The sequence below is a fragment of the Burkholderia sp. MSMB1589WGS genome (assembly GCF_001636105.1).
Classification (GTDB): Bacteria; Pseudomonadota; Gammaproteobacteria; order Burkholderiales; family Burkholderiaceae; genus Burkholderia; species Burkholderia humptydooensis.
The window spans coordinates 657,493-673,050 of the sequence record NZ_LNJT01000006.1; the positions used below are offsets into that span (position 1 = coordinate 657,493).

The following is a 15,558-nucleotide window of genomic DNA, read 5'->3' on the forward strand; positions in this document are numbered from 1 at the left end:
CCAGGCAGCGCTGTCATGCCGCACCGGCTACCGCTGCCGCGACGGCGGGCATGACCCGCTCGTCGAAGATGTCCGGAATGATGCAGCCGGCGTCGAGTTGATCCACGTCGACGAGGCCTGCCAGCGCGTGCACGGCGGCCAGTTTCATCGCGTCTGTGAAAGCCCGCGCGTGGCTGTCCAGCACGCCGCGGAAGAGCCCCGGATAGGCCAGCCCGCCGTCGATCTGGTTCGGCAGGTCGCTGCGGCCCGTCGCGACGATGGCCGACGTCGTCCGCAGGTCCGCCGGCAGAATTTCCGGCTCTGGATTCGCCAGCGCAAAGACGATCGGATCGCGCGCCATCGAGCCGATATCACCCGCCGTCACCACCCCCGGCCCCGACACGCCGAGAAACACGTCGGCCCCCGCCAGCAGGTCGCGCAACGTGCCGGTCTCGCACGCGTCGTTCGTATGCTCGGCAAACCACGCCTTCGCGATATTGAGATCGGCCCGTTCGCGATGGATCGCGCCGGCGCGGTCGCACGCGATCAGCCGCGCCACCCCGAGCTGCTTGAACAGCTTCGCGCAGCCGGTGCCGGCCGCTCCTGCCCCCACCATCACAACCTTGATTTCATCGATCCGCTTGCCAATTCGCTTCAGCGCATTGAGGAGCGCGGCACCCGCCGAAATCGCGGTCGCGTGCTGATCGTCGTGCAATACCGGAATGCCGAGCATCGACTCGAGCCGCGCCTCGATCTCGAAGCAGCGCGGCGCCGCGATATCCTCGAGCATCACCGCGCCGAAAGCCGGCGCGATGCGGGCCACGGTATCGACGATCTCGCCGCTGTCACGCGTGTCGACGCAGATCGGCACCGCGTTGATGCCTGCGAAACGGCGGAACACGAGCGACTTGCCTTCCATCACCGGAAGCGCGGCCTGCGGCCCGACGTCGCCGATGCCGGATACGGCCGTGCCGTCAGTCACGATCGCGACGGTGTTCTGGCGAATCGTATAGCGCCGGATCAGTTCCGGGTCGCGATGAATCGCTGCGGCGACTCGGGCGAAACCGGGCGTATAGACACGGGCGAGGTCTTCGCGGGTCTCGATGCCCACTCTGCCCGTCACCTGCAGCTTTCCGCCGAGATGCACCTGAAACGCCGGATGAGATAGATCGATCATGAGCATGAGCTCTCGACTGGATTTGGACTGGATTGAGAAAAAACGCACCCTCCGGCGCCAAGCCGGCGGGCATCCGCTATTCGCGATAGCTGATCCGGAAACGCGCATCTGATTCGCGCTCGAGCAGTTCGACCGATTGCGCGAGCGTCTGTCTGTCGACTGCCCAGAGCGCGTCCATCACGCAGATCGCTCGATCCGAATCCTCGAGGGTGAGCCCCGGCTTGCCGTGCAGCTCGATCAAGTCGGGCGCGCATCCGGCCGGGTCATAGCCGATCGACTCGATCGTGCGGCCTTTTTCACCGTACTTGCTGACGAATACGGTGGCCCGCTGCTCGGCGGGATCGTCGAGGCGCGCGAGCTGCGACACGCGATCGATGAACGCGTGAAGCACCGCGCGCTCGGCGTCGTCCTTCAACAGCAGCGCCCGCAGCCACATCTCGAGCATCGACACGCCGGTCACGCGCTCGGTGCTGGCGTTGATCAGACTGCCGCCCATGCGCGGGTTGACCTCGATGATTTCCCAGCGCTGCTTCGCCTCCCAGTACTTCATCTCGACGTGATACGCGCCCTCCGTCAGACCGATGCGCGTCAGGCATTCGCAGACGAATCGCGCGCCTTCCAGCAAGGTGTCGCGCGGCAATGAAATCGGCGGCGAAATCGACATGCTTTCGAGCGTCGTTCGCCGCCGCCGTTCGACCCGCGCCTTCTCGTGAATGCAAACGACGCGCGGCTGCCCGGACGCGACGAGCTCGAAGCTGAATTCCGGCCCCTCGACGTATTCCTCCGCGAAGAAGCCGTACTTGCCCATGAAGATGGCCGACAGCTTTCGGTCGCCAAGCATCTGCGCGCGCATTCTCGGCAGATCGTCGAGATCGCGCGCGCTATCCAGAATGAAGCATCCGAACGACGCGGCGCCGCGCACCGGCTTGACGAACCAGCGGCGCGACGGGTCCAGATCGAGCCGCGCCGGGTCGCCGTCGGCGTCGGCGTCGGCGTCAAGCGGAATGCACTCGACAGCGCTCAATCCGGCACGGCGGAGAAAGTCCCGGCAGCGAAACTTGTCGAGCCCGAGCTCCAGCGCCTCGCGCGGCGCATCGCGCGTACCGAGCGCGCGATTCAAATCGGCCATCAGCAAGCGATAGCCCTCGAAAGTCGCGATGGCCGCCAGCAGCCGGTATCCGCGCCGCTCGAACGTCCGGACCGCCTCGTCGATGTCGGCCTGCGCAAGCTCGGCGCGCTCGGCGAGCACCCAGTCGTCGAGCAGCGGCTTGTTGCGATCGAACACATCCTGATCGGGCGGCAGCGAACTGATCGCGACGATCGCGATGTCGCGCGTGGCGAGCAGCGCATTCAGCTCGCGCGTAAACGAATTGCCCTGGTGCATCAACAAGACGATCGCGTCCTTCATTGCGCGGCCTCCCCAACCGGCCGGCGCGCATCGTGCATTTGCTGATACGCGCGCAGCGCATCGACGAGCAGGCCAGCTCCGTCACGGCACGGATCGACGACGGGCAAGCCGGTCTGTTCTTGCAACCGCCGCACTTCGCTACGGTACGCGTCGTCGCTCAGGCCCGCGCTGTTGACGCTGATCGCCACGACCTTCGCTGGCCGTTCGAAAACCGTCAGCGCCTCGTTCAGACGGATCAGCTCCGGAAGCGGCCGAATCTTCGTATTCCAGACTTTCGTGCGCTCGAGCCCGAGCCGGTGGCAAAAGATCAACGCATGCGGCAAACCGCCATGCAGCAGCGCGAGCGCAATGCCGCTCGCGCCGATGTGATTGAGCGATCCCTGCCCTTCGAGCACGACCCAGTCGTTCCCGACGGCCGCGTCGAGCACCACCCGTTCCGCGGCGCCGGCGACGAAATCGCTCGGAATGCAATCGACGACGATCCCGGTGCCGGAGATCAGCATGCCGGTCTGCCCCGTCGCCGCGAATCCGGTGCGAATACCCCGTCGGTTCGCCTCGCGGGTAATCTCGAGCGCCGTGGTCTTTTTCCCGATATTCGAATCGCTGCCGCACGTGTGCGCAACGAAACAGTTCAGCTCGAGCACGCGCGCCTTGTTGAGCTCGAGCGGAACCGGCTCCTTCGTCTCCCAGATCGCGATACCGGCCTCGTCCGCGGCTTTTGCGAGATCGGGATCGGTACGCAGTCTGAAATGGATGCTGTTGATCACATGCAGGCCGCGCTGCATCGCGATGCGAATCGGCTCCTTCCAGCCCGGCGGCAATTGCGCGGAATGCAGCCCCTTGCCGATGAACAGCACCTCCGGATCGAATTCCAGCGCGCGCTCGATGTCCGCCACGATCGGGATGTCGCCGCCGTAGCCGATCACCTCCTCCACGCGCTTGCCGGCCTGGGTGCTATCGATCACGGCGAGGCAGCGGTCGGGCCGGTAGCGAAGATACGACGCCGCGACCTTGCTCGTGAACAGTCCGAAGCAACCTTCGGCAAAAACCACGCACTTCTTCGCGAGCAGTTCGGCATGAGATAAGGTTTGCATCCAGAGCCTCCATTGAACGGTCAAACGGAAAAGCGCTTTACGCGGGGACAGTTTCCAGCACGTATTGCGCCCTGATCGCGCTCATCGAAGCGAGCACCTGCGCTTCGCTGTCGCCTTCGACGAGAAAACGCCCGCCCTGCAGGTGCGTATAGCCGCCGCCGGTGTCGGCCAGCATCTCGCCCGCGGCGGGAACCAGCTCGCGATAGAGTCCCGGCACGCGTCCGATCAGGGAGGGTGCCGCGATCACCTTGCGCGGCAGCGGGCCCGGGCGCGGAATCGTCAGCCAGCCGCCGCTCGTGGCCGCCGGCCGCAGCGGCTGTATCGGGCGACCGAGCACGACGTCGACCCACATCCGGAACAGATTGACGCCGAAAACGCGATGCAGGACGTACGGCACGTCGGCGCCCGGCACGCGCGCACCGATTTCGAGAAAGGTGAGTTCGCCGTTGCGGTCGAACAACTCGAGATGGAATGCCGAACTGCGCAATCCGAGCGCCTGCAGACAGGCGGCCGCAAACGAGCGGCACGCGGCCGTCGCGGGAGATTCGGTCTGCACGACCGAGCCGAGCGGCGCGCCGGATTCGAAATCGAGGCAAGACGAGACATACCGGCTGACCGACGCGAACACGCTCTGCCCGGCGGCATCGACCACGCCGTCCACGTGGAGAATGTCGCCGTCGATATACTCCTCGATCTCGAACCCGCGAAGATCGCTCGTTTCGACGACGCGGCGCCACGCATCAGCGGACGCCACTTTCAGCACGCCTTTGCTCGACGCGCCGCGCACCGGTTTCAGAATCAGCGGGAATCCCAGTTCGAGCGCGCGCGCATCGACGTCGTCCGCTCCGTCACATGCGAACCACGCCGGCACGCGAATGCCCGCCGCCCGCAGCAACCGCTTCATCTCGGTCTTGTCGCGAAACCGGTCGACGTCGTCGGGCCAATGCCCCGGAATGCCGAAATGCGCCCTGACGACTGCCGCCGAATCGAGCAAATATTCCGAAAACGCCAGCACGTGCGTAATCGGCCCGTGGATGTCGATCACGCTCGCCACCCGCTCGAGCAACGCGCCGATATCGTCGAAATCGGCGACGGCATGCACGCGGCTGGGATCGGCCGTAGCCGGCACGCCGCGACGGCCCTCATCGTCGCACAGATAGCTGACATCGCAATGCGGCGCAACGATGTCGTCGTAGCGGCAGAGTTCATGATCCCACTGACGATCGTTCCGATACTGCGGCCAGCGGTTCATCACCAGGACATGCGGATTCATCGCGCCCTCGTCACTTTTGCGCTGCGGCCTGCACGTGCGTCGCGTATCCGCTCGAGCGAGTGTGCAGTTCGTCGGCGAGCAAGTGCTCGCCTTGCTGAAGCGCATAGAGCGAGTTGAAGGCCTTCTCCGTGATCGGCAGCGGGTATTCCCCGGCCTCGCTCAGCGCGACCGGACGGCGCTGCCCGCGCAGCAGATAGGTTCCCGGCTCGTTGTGCGCGGCATGCGGCCCGTAGTAGATCGGCAGCGCGTCGGCGGCGCGGTACGCGGGAATGAAGCAGCGGCGATAGTGTTCCGAGCGATTCGAATCGGAACGATGCAAAGCCTTGCAATGCAGGAAGACCACCGTGCCAGCGCCGCCGGAGGCCGTCATCTCCGTACACCCCGCCGGCAGATTCGCGAGGGCGACCTTGCCGCGAAAATAGCCGTGCTCCGTATGATCGTAGATCGACGCGCGATGCGAGCCGGCCAACACGCGCAGGCATGCATTGTCCTCGCCGGCGTCGTCGAGGTAGACGAGACACGCGACCAGTTTCGGGTTCGTATGCGGATAATAGGAAAAATCCTGGTGCCACTCGACAGGTGAACCAACGCGCGGCCCCTTCATGTTGAGCTTGCTGTGGTGAAAGACGATATCCGGCCCGATCAGCGATTCGAGCCGATCGACGATGCGCGGGTCCTCTTGTATCGCACGAAAGGCGGCGTGGCGCTTCGACGGTTCCCAGATGCGCCGGATGATCGACGGATCATCCGGCTCCAGTTCCGCGACTTCGCGCAAGTCGTTGGCAGCGCCAATGATCTCGGCGATCGCCGCATGCATCGACGCGAGTGCTTCGGCGTCCAGCAAATCGCGGACGACGAGAAAACCGTTCTCGTCGAACGCGGCCACTTCTTCATCGGAAAGGTGAAATGACATGTCGCGCCCTCGCTGAGTAATCGAATCTGACTGTTTGTCCGTCTCGCTGCTTGCCTGCTGGAACCCATCGTATCGCCGCGCCCACCACGCCGACAGCTAGACGAAGGTATAGCGCGCCCGCCGGCACGCAAGCGGGCGGCGGAGAACCGCGTGCAGTCACACGCGCCAAAGACCGCCGAGTCGAGCCGTGGCTTCGCACTCGTCACCCGTCTTTACGAATCGAATCGTGATGAAGCGCCGACGCGCGATGCGCGGTGAACGTCGAGAAAAACAGAGAGGTGAGCCGTCGATGCGCGGGCCCTCAGCCGCGCAAGCGCTGCGGGCCGATAGGCCGATTCGCGGCGCACGCGCGAGGCGATGGAGGATCACCGGTGCATGTAAGGTGGCAAGACGCCCGCTTCTTCGAGACGATTGGCGAAACGGCGAAAGCTTGCGCGGGACACTGCGCGCTATATCGCCGAGCCCGTCTCCCACCCGTTTTCGGACCGTAATCGACGAGCGACCGGAGCGCAGAGCTTGGGCGAGCGCCCCGTCACGCGCCGAATCAGAATTCGTCGCGCCGGGCTTTCAACCCACCCACTCCCCCAAAATCAAAGCCCCTGGAATCGACCGATTACCAGGGGCTTCATCTTCACTACTTAGCCAGCCACTTGGCGCAGCTTCTCCGCGCACAAGTCACCACCACCTGGCCGGCATCCACCGAAGCGCCCGCCTGCCGTCATCACTGCCAGCATTCGCGCGATCCGAACCGAACAAGAAGCCCACGCCCGCCACGAGCCCGAACCCCTTGCCAAGCCGGAATCCCGGTCCCCGTACCGGATTCTCGGCTTGCAATGCCGCCCCCCTCGCCTTCGACCTCGCCCGCAAGTCGCCGCAGGCAAGACGGCAGCGCGCCGCCGCCTCTCTCCAATCGAAGACGAAAGACCTTGCGCGCCGTCGCCGATCGTCGCCCGAAGCGAGCCCGCCGGCGGCGCGCGCACCCCGCGTCAGTTGACCTGCAATTGCCCGCCGCGCCCGAGCCCGCCCTTCACGTCCTGCGCCTTGCAATTGCGCACCGCGACGACGAACTTGTTCCATGCGTCGATGAGAACGCGACCACGGTCGCCTTGCCTTCCGGCGTCGTCGAACTCCCCTCGGCCGCCGCGATCCACACCGCCGAGCGGATGTCGAACAGCGTCAGCATGACGACCGACGCTTTCGCCTTCACACTGCCCGCAAGCATCGACACCGCGCTGTCGCCGGTCAGCCCGCCGATCATGCTGCCGATGCCGCCGACCGGCGAATCGTCGATCGCGATCTGCGGGTCCATGCAGTAATCGGCCGCGACGCGCTGCCCCTTGTGCTGCTTCGAGCCCGCGCGGTATTCGCCGGAATTGCGCTGCAAGCCGGTGATCCGCATCAGGCGCGCGTCGCGCTTCGGATTGCCGATCGACGTGATGACGAAGCGGCTCGACCGCTGCACGGCGAGGCGCAGCAGCGGATCGATGCTCGTCACCTTCGTCGCGCTGCCGAACGGCCCCCACCAGTCCGCATTGCGCCCGCCGTCTTGAGAATGAGTGGGGGGAAAGATGGTCTTCATGTCGTTATCGATGTCGCTGGTCTTTATTTTCGGCTTGCGCGCTCGTGCGAACCCCGTTAAGCCACCCCGGCAAAGCGCGCGATGAGTTGGTCTCCTGCGATCGCCCCGTTGACGCCGGCACACGGTCAATACCAGGACCAGTCCGTCTGTCGCCAGACGCCGAGGTACGGATAGCCCGAATACCAGTAGCCGTATAGACGTCACGCCACTGCGTGCGTCACTTGCAATCCTCTTCGTCCGCGCGCGTGCGCGCCCATCTCTTCGAGGCCGAACAGATAGAAGACGCCGAGCGCCTGGTAGCTGTCCTGCCGAACGCCGTCGCCGCGGAAGTAGCGCAGGCCCAGGTCGTAAGCCGCCTTCGACTCGGTTTTCGCGCGCTCCTTCAGCGCCGCGATCCGCGGGTCCTCCTGCTCGGCATCGTCCTTTTTCGACTCATAGGACATCTGATTTTTAAGGCCGATCGAAGCAGCCGTGATCGGCGCATATCCGTGCCATGTCGCTCGCGGACGGATTCTGCGCATACGCGGCCAGCCACAACAGCAGCGACGACGCGAACAAACGGCAGCGCATTTGGGCGTGACCTCGAGTCTTTTTTGAGTTGCAAATTGAAATCGCTCGAACCCGCACCAAGCCATACCGCCCGACGCAGCGGATGCAACGCCGCCGTCATCGGACGCTATTGCACAAGACCTCTCTCAGGTTCCCCTTGTCTAGTCGTTCGGCCCGACGCACCCGTTTTTTCTTTCGCGTCGGAAGCCGACATCGCCATGTATCGCTATGTATCGCCCGTCATCGGACATGACGCATCGAACAATGGTGACGCAGAACGTCATAATAATGCAGAAAATTGGCATGTCAAGCCAATTCAAACGAAACAAATTTGCATATCACGTCACTTTTGTTATTCTTCCACCAAAATCCACCGAGGAGCGCACCGAAATGACCCATCCCGATTCGGCCAACGCCGACTTGATCACCGCCACCAGAGTCCGCGATCTCCTCACTCGGACGGGCATTGCGCCGCGCAGTCACAACACGACGATCGCCAACATCCTCGGCCTGAGTTTTTCCGTCGTCACGCGCAAGATGAAAGGGCAGATTCCGTGGAATCTGTCGCAGCTTCAGGACATCGCGTCGTACTTCGGCGTGCCGCCCGCGATCCTGCTCGACGACAAGGGCGCCTCGCCGAATCCGGCCGTCGACATGCACGACGCGACGCTCGTCATCGAGACGCGGCGCTTCCGGTGTCGCGCGGCGATCGCGACGAGGACGAGCAGCCAGGCCGATTCGGATTTCGTCGCGCTCCAGTGGCAGGACAGTTGGGTCGTCTACGAAAGGAAGCACGCGCCCGAAGGCCGCGCTTATCCGGTCGACGTGATCGAGCTGCGCTCGAGCGAAAGCAGCACGTACGAAGTGCGGATCGCGGTCGTCGACGACTCGCCCGACGTCGCCGAAACGATCTGCGAGTACTTCGCCGAAAAAGGCGTCGCCGCGATCGCGTATTACGACAGCGCTTCGTTTCGCCAGGCGCTGGCAGTCGAGGACTTCGACGGATACATTCTCGACTGGATGCTCGGCGCGGAAACCGCCGCGCATCTCGTGCGCGGCATCCGCGCGAGCGAAAATGCCGATGCGCCGATCTTTCTGCTGACCGGAAAGATCTCGACCGGCGAGGCGAGCGAAGACGAGATCGCGGAAATCGTGTCGAGCTTCAATGCCCGCTGCGAGGAGAAGCCGGTCAGGCTGCCGATCCTGTTCGCCGAGGTCGCGCGCGCGCTGAAGATTGCGTATCCGCCCAATGCGCAGGCGAGTTGAACCACCACTTTGCGAGGAGAAACCATGCGGATTTCGACGAACTGGATAAAGAGCCTCGCGCTGGCGCTGCTGCTTGGCGTCGCGCTCTCGTCTCACGCTGCCCCGTTCAAGTTCACCGTCGACGGCAACATCAAGCACGCCAATCAGACGGGACGCCGTGCGTATGTCTTTTCCGAAGCGGCGCTGCTGGCGCTGCCGCAGCATTCGATCACGACGTCCACGAGCTGGACGCCGAAGGCGACGTTCACCGGCCCGCGCCTGAGCGACATCCTGAAGACCGTCGGCGCGACCGGCACGCAAATCGAGTTCCATTGCATCGACGAATACACGTTCACGATTCCCGCCTCCGACGCCGACAAATACGGCGTGATCCTCGCGCGGACGATGAACGGCAAGGTGCTCGACAACAACAACTACGGGCCGCTGTGGATCATGTATCCGCGCGACCAGTTCCCCGATGAGTTGAAGACGCCGATCAGCGAAGCGAAGTTCGCATGGCAGATCATCGGACTCACGGTGAAATGAGCCAGGTCAAATGGCGAAACGAAAAAATCATCGTCACCCTGGGATCCTTGTGGATTCTGGGCTTCGCCGCGTGGGCGTTCCTGCTGTACGACCTGCTCGGAACGTCCGTCAAGGAAGGCATTCTGGAAGGCCCGCGCGAAGGCGTGTTCTGGACCGCCGCGCAATACCGGAACTCGTTCAGCCGGTTCGACCGGCAACTGATTCTCTATGCGGCCCGCCAGGATCGCGACTTCGACAACGTGCTGCTTCAGCTCGACAGCCTCGAGGCGTCGTTCGGCTTCCTCGAGCGGCCGTCCGAAGTCTCCGCGTACTGGCTGAGCATCCCGAAGGCCCGTGACGACATCGCCGGGTTGTCCCGCTTCATGGCGAACCTGCGTCGCGACGTTCCGGCGCTGCGCGAGCGCCCCGACGAGGCGAAGCGCGTGCAGGAAGACCTCGCCCGGCACTGGCCCAAGGTGAACGCGCTCGCGAATTATTTTCGCGCGATCGAAATGGAGCAGCGCGACTTCACGTTTCATCAATTGAAGGAGAAGCGCCGCGCGATCGTCATGCTGGGCGGCGTGCTCGGCGTCATTCTCGGCGCGCTGTTCCTGCTGCTGTTCTACACGATACGCACGCGCGGCAGTCTGCTCGAGCAGCAGCAGGCGGCGCTCGACGCGGAACGCAAGGCGTCCGATCGCGCATTCGAGATGATCGCCGCGAAGAACGCGTTCCTCGGCATGGTCAGCCACGAACTGCGCACGCCGTTGCAGGCGATCTGCGGTTCGATCGAAGTGTTGCTCGCACGGCCCCAGTCCGACGCGAACATGAAGACGATCAAGCGCCTGCAGAACTCGGCCGCATCGCTCGAAGCGCAGGTGAAGGACCTGACCGACTATATCAAGCTCCGGTCGACGAATCGGTCGGTTCAGTCGGAGACCGTCGAGGTCGCGCCGCTGCTCGCCGACGTCGTCGATCCGCTGCGCGGCAGGATCCGCGACAAGCACCTGGGCGCGTCGCTGCGCGTCGAGCCGCCCGGGCTCGTCGTGAAGTCGGACCGCAAGCTGATCCAGCAGATCGTGTCCAACCTCGTCGAAAACTCGATCAAATACACGCACAGCGGAACGATCGCGATCTCGGCGGAGCTGGCCGGCACGCCCGCCAGTCGAACGATGAAAATCACGGTGCGCGACACCGGCGTCGGCATCGCGAAAAATCTGCTGTCGAAGATCTTCGAGCCGTTCTTTCGCGTGAACGATCCGGGCGTGCGTCACGTCGACGGCATCGGGATGGGGCTCGCGGTCGTCCAGGAGCTCGTCGTCGCGCTGCGCGGGCATGTCGACGTTCGCAGCGCCGTCGGCGAGGGCAGCGAATTCGTCGTCACGCTGCCGGTCGAGCTGCCCGGCAGCGCAGACGCGCCCGATAACGACGCGCAGCCGTCATTGCAAATGCCACATCGCGATCTGCGCGCGCTCGTCGTCGACGACAACGAGAACGCGCGCGAAACGCTCGGCGCGATGCTGACGGCGCTCGGCATCCAGGTGGATTTGCGCGCCACCGGCAAGGACGGTCTGCGGTGCTTCGGCGAATGCCGGCATGACATCGTCGTGCTGGATCTGGAATTGCCCGACATCAGCGGCTTCGAAGTGGCCGAACAGATTCGCTGGGCGACGTCGCCCGACGCGGCGGCGAAGACGGCGATACTCGGCGTGAGCGCGTATGAATCGGCGATGCTCGCGGGCGACCACGCGATCTTCGATGCATTCATCCCCAAGCCGATTCATCTGGACACGCTCAGCGGCATCGTGAACCGGCTGCGGCGCTGAAAAGCCGGGCCACCCGCGCCAACGCCCGGCTCCACCACGCCGCGACGCGCCACTACGCCGCGACCTGCCTGCGCTGCGCCGGCTTCTCGCGCGCCGCGACGCTGCTGCGCCAGTCTTCGCCGCCTTCGAGCGCGGGCGTCGAGTCGAACAGCTCGGCGATCCAGTCGGCGAACACGCGGACCTTCGCGGACAGATGCCGGTTGTCCGGATAGACGATCGAGATCGGCTTCGGCTTCGGATTGAAGCCCGGCAGCACCTCCAGCAGCGTGCCGTCGAGCAGGTGCGGCAGCACCATGAAGAGCGTCGGCTGGATCATCCCGAAGCCTTCGACGCCGCAGGTCACGTAGGCATCCGAATCGTTGACGGTCACGGCGCCGTTCATCCTGACCTCGACCGGTCTGCCGTCGATCACGAACACCCACGGCACAGGCCGCGAACCGTGGCTCGCGCGGAAATTCACCGCATGATGCGCGGCCAGCTCCGCGATCTCCGCGGGCTCGCCGAAGCGCTTCAGGTAATCGGGCGACGCGCAGGTGACGCGCTTGAGCATCCCGATGCGCCGCGCGACCATCGACGAATCCTCGAGCGGCCCGACGCGGATCATGCAGTCGATCCCCTCTTCGACCGGATCGACGGGGCGATCGGACAGCCCCAGATCGAGCACGATGTCCGGGTAGCGCTGGCGGAAGATCGGCAGCGCGGGAATCACGAGCCGCCGGCCGAGCGAGCTCGGCATGTGCACGCGCAGCGCGCCGCTCGGCTTGCGGTTGCCGACCTGAAAGCTCGCGTCCGTCTCCGCGATCTCGGTGATGATCTTGATGCAATGCTCGTAGTACGCGGCGCCTTCCGGCGTCAGCGACAGCCGGCGCGTCGTCCGATGCATCAGGCGCACGCCGAGCAGCGCCTCGAGATTCTGGATGATCGTCGTCACCGACGCGCGCGGCATCCCGAGCGTCTCCGCGGCCCGCGTGAAGCTGTTCGCATCGACCACGCGGGTGAAGACTTCCATTGCCTGAATGCGGTCCATGCCCTTCCCCTTCGAATCGCCAACGGAACAGAATAGAGCACGCGACGGCCCGGATTCAAGCCGCTTCGCGACTATTCGCTTTCGCCGAATAGTCGGACGTTTTGCACGCCGCGCGTTCGCAACGCACGCGCCGGCTCAGGCGCCGGCGTCGACATCGGCGATGCCGCGGGCGCGCGCCCGCCCGATCGTTCGCATCTCGAATCAACGCACGAAGCGTAACGTGTGCTCGGCCGGCCCCGGCAGCAGCGGCAGCGGCTCGCCCTTCACCCATGCGTCGTGCCCCGCGAGGAAGAACGGGCTGAGCGGATGCCCGCTCTGTCCGCCCGGCATGTTGAAGAGGCCGCGCTCCTCGTGCCCCGGCGACACGACGATCCGCTCCGATTGCCCGAACTTCGGCGCGGCGACGCGCGGCATGTTCGCGTCGCCCGGCACCGGATCGGCGGGCGCGGACAGCCAGCGTCCGACGAGCGGCACGCTGCGCGCGAACGGATGCGCGATCCGCAGCGTGTTGCGCTCGCCCCAGGTTGCGTCGGCGAGCGGCGCGCCCTTCGCGGTCAGCGCCGCGATCGTCCGGTCGATCGCGGCGAGCTGCACGTCGCGCCAGCTCGCCGCGTCCGCGGGCAGCCACGCGGCCGGCTGCTCGTCGAGCAGCCGCGCGATCACGGCAGGCCAGCGCGGATTCGCCAACGCGTAATCGGCGTCGCGCTGCTGCTTCAGGCGCGCGTCGAGGCCGCCGAACAGCACGTCGTAGAGCCGATACAGATAGCCGCGCGCGAGCGTGTAGCCGACCGAGTCGACGCTCGCCCGCCCCGTCCAGCCGCTCGCGAGCAGCCGGCGGAATTCCGCGCGCGCCGGATGGCCGGCGAGCGCCGCTTCGTCGAGCACGCGCAGCGCCCGATCGCGCCAGGGCGACATGAAAAGCGCGCGATCGTCGAGATCGAGCCGGTACGCGGCGCGCTCGCCGGTGCGCCCGAGCGCCGTCAGGCCGTCGCGCAACTGGCTCGCGCGCGCGCCGAGATCCGCGCCGCCGTCGCCGATCAGCCGGTATGCGTCGCCCGCGAGCTGCCGGTTGTTCGCGGTCCACAACTGGCCGGCCGCCGGATCGACGATGCGTGGATGCGCGTCGGGCGGCAACACCGTCCGCCACGACGGCGCGCCGCCGTTGCCGGACGCGTCGGCGCCACCCCGCCCTCGCCCCTGCCCCCGGCGATCGGGCAGCGCGCCCGCGACCGTCCAGCCGATGCGCCCCGCGCTGTCGCCGATCACGATGTTCTGCGCGGGCAGGCCCGCCGCGGCGGCGACGCCGATCGCGTCCTCGACGCCCGCCGCATCGATCATTTTCGCGAAGGCGAGATTCGCCGCGCCGCTCGCCTGCGCGATCCAATGCGCCGCGTAGGCCTTGCCGCCGATGTCGCGCACGGGGCCCGCCGTCGTGTCGAGCACGGTCAGCGCGACGGGCGCCGCGCCGTGCACGCGTATCGTCTCGACGGTCTCGCGCGCGGTCTGCCATGCGCCGCCGAGCCTGAAGCGATTCGGATCGCGAACGTCGCGCTCGAGCGGCAGCAGTTCGAGGCAGTCCGCATAGCCGTTCGTGAAGCCCCACGCGATGCGCCCGTTGCTGCCAACGACGACGGCGGGCAAGCCGGGCAGCGTCACGCCGACGACGCGCATGGCCGCCCCCGCGCCGCCGCCCAGCTTGAACATCGCGCGGTACCAGATGTTCGGCAAGCCGAGCGACAGATGCATGTCGTCGCCGACGATCGCTGCGCCGCTCGCCGTGCGGCCGCCCGCGATCACCCAGTTGTTGCTGCCGACCGACGTTTGCGCGTCGACCGACACGCTGCTGATCGACGCCGCCGGCCGCGCGTCGCGCAGCCAGGCCGGCGCGGTCGCGCTCACCGGCGCGCCCGGCGCGGCGATGCCCGGCGCATCAAGCGGCGCATCAAGCGGCGCGTCGAGCGGCGCGTCGAAGCGGCTCGACGCCGGCAGCAGAAACGCGAGCTGCTCGGGCGTCGAATGCGCTTGCAGCCAGTGTCGCGCGAACGCGCGCGACGCGAGCTTGCCCTGCAGGTCGAAGTACATCGCCCAGATCACGAGCAGCGAATCCTCGGGCCGCCATCGCTGTGGCTGCATGCGCAGCAGCGCGTATTCGAACGGCCGCGCGCGCAGCGCGGCGAGCCCGTCGTTCACGCCCTGCGTGTAGCGTTGCAGCAGGCGCAGATCGTCGGGCGGCAAATGCGCGACGGCGGCGGCCGCAAGCGCGCGGAAGCGGTACAGGCGATGGTCGCGATCGACGTCGATCGCGATCGGCCCGAACAGCTCCGACAGCTCGCCCGAACCGCTTCGGCGCAGCATGTCCATCTGGAAGAAGCGGTCCTGCGCATGCAGGTAGCCGATTCCGTAAGCGGCGTCGAACCGGTCGCGCGCGGCGATCGTCGGCACGCCGAGCGCGTCGCGCTCGGCCGTCATCGACGCGCCGAGCATGGGCGCGCGAACGTCGCCGTCGAGCTGCGGCAGGCTCGCGCGCAGGTAAGCGGCGGCGCCCGCGATCGCAAGCAGCAGACAGAGCAGGATCAGGCCCGACAGGATCTTCAGGCGGCGCTGCATGCGGTTCCGGGTCGAAGCCATGATTTGCGCGAGTCCGTGGGTTGCGCCGGCGCGCCGGCAGGTTGGGCGGCCTTCGCCGCTCGTCGATATCGGTCGTCTCGAACCGCTCGATCGCGTCGCGTGCCGTCCGCGCGACCTGCCCCCGAATATTCTGCAGCGGCGGCGCTTCCGTCAAGGCGTCGCGTGCGTTCGCCGCCCGCTTCCGCCCGCCGCGAATATCGGCATTCGACGTTCGCGACCGGTTTCGCATTCGCGCGCCAATCGGACGATAGATAATCAATCGCCGTCTCCGGATGTTCCAATTCGATGACCGCCGCCGGCGCGCTTCGATACCGGCGGAATAACGGTTGCGATAA

10 protein-coding genes and 2 pseudogenes are annotated in these 15,558 nt (G+C 66.0%); 3 read left to right on the forward strand and 9 right to left on the reverse strand.

Annotation, left to right across the window (positions count from 1 at the left end):
- Positions 1 to 13 precede the first annotated feature (13 nt).
- From WT16_RS05350 to WT16_RS35535, 7 genes and pseudogenes are all read right to left on the reverse strand, one after another.
- Complete coding sequence (locus WT16_RS05350; RefSeq protein ID WP_063532846.1) at positions 14 to 1,162, reverse strand: malic enzyme-like NAD(P)-binding protein; 1,149 nt, start codon at positions 1,160 to 1,162, stop codon at positions 14 to 16.
- A gap of 70 nt (positions 1,163 to 1,232) precedes the next feature.
- Entirely contained in the window at positions 1,233 to 2,564 is a 1,332-nt protein-coding gene (locus WT16_RS05355) for an ATP-grasp domain-containing protein (RefSeq protein ID WP_059931240.1), read from the reverse strand.
- On the reverse strand, positions 2,561 to 3,658 hold the full coding sequence (locus WT16_RS05360; RefSeq protein WP_015601017.1) for a DUF1611 domain-containing protein: 1,098 nt from the start codon (positions 3,656 to 3,658) through the stop codon (positions 2,561 to 2,563). Before WT16_RS05360 ends, WT16_RS05355 begins: the two co-directional genes overlap by 4 nt.
- Positions 3,659 to 3,695: 37 nt before the next feature.
- Entirely contained in the window at positions 3,696 to 4,931 is a 1,236-nt protein-coding gene (locus WT16_RS05365; protein WP_063532564.1) for an ATP-grasp domain-containing protein, read from the reverse strand.
- A gap of 10 nt (positions 4,932 to 4,941) precedes the next feature.
- Positions 4,942 to 5,844 (reverse strand): phytanoyl-CoA dioxygenase family protein, encoded by a 903-nt coding sequence (locus tag WT16_RS05370; RefSeq protein ID WP_006024663.1) that lies wholly within the window; start codon positions 5,842 to 5,844, stop codon positions 4,942 to 4,944.
- A gap of 986 nt (positions 5,845 to 6,830) precedes the next feature.
- Positions 6,831 to 7,384 (reverse strand): annotated as a pseudogene (locus WT16_RS05375) (hypothetical protein); the annotation flags it as partial.
- Between the two features lie 164 nt (positions 7,385 to 7,548).
- Positions 7,549 to 7,993 (reverse strand): annotated as a pseudogene (locus WT16_RS35535) (sel1 repeat family protein).
- 369 nt (positions 7,994 to 8,362) lie between these two features.
- Here WT16_RS35535 and WT16_RS05385 point away from each other — a divergent pair.
- From WT16_RS05385 to atsR, 3 genes are read left to right on the forward strand one after another with little or no spacing between them, the layout of a single operon-like run.
- Complete coding sequence (locus WT16_RS05385) at positions 8,363 to 9,238, forward strand: helix-turn-helix domain-containing protein (RefSeq protein ID WP_063532849.1); 876 nt, start codon at positions 8,363 to 8,365, stop codon at positions 9,236 to 9,238.
- A gap of 24 nt (positions 9,239 to 9,262) precedes the next feature.
- Entirely contained in the window at positions 9,263 to 9,763 is a 501-nt protein-coding gene (locus tag WT16_RS05390) for a molybdopterin-dependent oxidoreductase (RefSeq protein WP_006024658.1), read from the forward strand.
- Positions 9,760 to 11,568 (forward strand): hybrid sensor histidine kinase/response regulator AtsR, encoded by a 1,809-nt coding sequence (atsR, locus tag WT16_RS05395; protein WP_063532850.1) that lies wholly within the window; start codon positions 9,760 to 9,762, stop codon positions 11,566 to 11,568. The genes WT16_RS05390 and atsR overlap by 4 nt, the downstream gene beginning before the upstream one ends.
- A gap of 52 nt (positions 11,569 to 11,620) precedes the next feature.
- On the opposite strand, the gene WT16_RS05400 is transcribed toward atsR, so the two are convergent.
- On the reverse strand, positions 11,621 to 12,595 hold the full coding sequence (locus WT16_RS05400) for a LysR family transcriptional regulator (RefSeq protein WP_063532851.1): 975 nt from the start codon (positions 12,593 to 12,595) through the stop codon (positions 11,621 to 11,623).
- Positions 12,596 to 12,796: 201 nt separating this feature from the next.
- Positions 12,797 to 15,223, reverse strand: a complete 2,427-nt coding sequence (locus tag WT16_RS05405; RefSeq protein WP_063532852.1) for a penicillin acylase family protein — start codon at positions 15,221 to 15,223, stop codon at positions 12,797 to 12,799.
- Positions 15,224 to 15,558 lie beyond the last annotated feature (335 nt).

Coding starts and splice junctions, on each gene's coding strand:
- WT16_RS05350 (WP_063532846.1), bottom strand. CDS start 1,162: ATGCTCATGATCGATCTATCTCATCCGGCGTTTCAGGTGCATCTCGGC.
- WT16_RS05355 (WP_059931240.1), bottom strand. CDS start 2,564: ATGAAGGACGCGATCGTCTTGTTGATGCACCAGGGCAATTCGTTTACG.
- WT16_RS05360 (WP_015601017.1), bottom strand. CDS start 3,658: ATGCAAACCTTATCTCATGCCGAACTGCTCGCGAAGAAGTGCGTGGTT.
- WT16_RS05365 (WP_063532564.1), bottom strand. CDS start 4,931: ATGAATCCGCATGTCCTGGTGATGAACCGCTGGCCGCAGTATCGGAAC.
- WT16_RS05370 (WP_006024663.1), bottom strand. CDS start 5,844: ATGTCATTTCACCTTTCCGATGAAGAAGTGGCCGCGTTCGACGAGAAC.
- WT16_RS05385 (WP_063532849.1), top strand. CDS start 8,363: ATGACCCATCCCGATTCGGCCAACGCCGACTTGATCACCGCCACCAGA.
- WT16_RS05390 (WP_006024658.1), top strand. CDS start 9,263: ATGCGGATTTCGACGAACTGGATAAAGAGCCTCGCGCTGGCGCTGCTG.
- atsR (WP_063532850.1), top strand. CDS start 9,760: ATGAGCCAGGTCAAATGGCGAAACGAAAAAATCATCGTCACCCTGGGA.
- WT16_RS05400 (WP_063532851.1), bottom strand. CDS start 12,595: ATGGACCGCATTCAGGCAATGGAAGTCTTCACCCGCGTGGTCGATGCG.
- WT16_RS05405 (WP_063532852.1), bottom strand. CDS start 15,223: ATGGCTTCGACCCGGAACCGCATGCAGCGCCGCCTGAAGATCCTGTCG.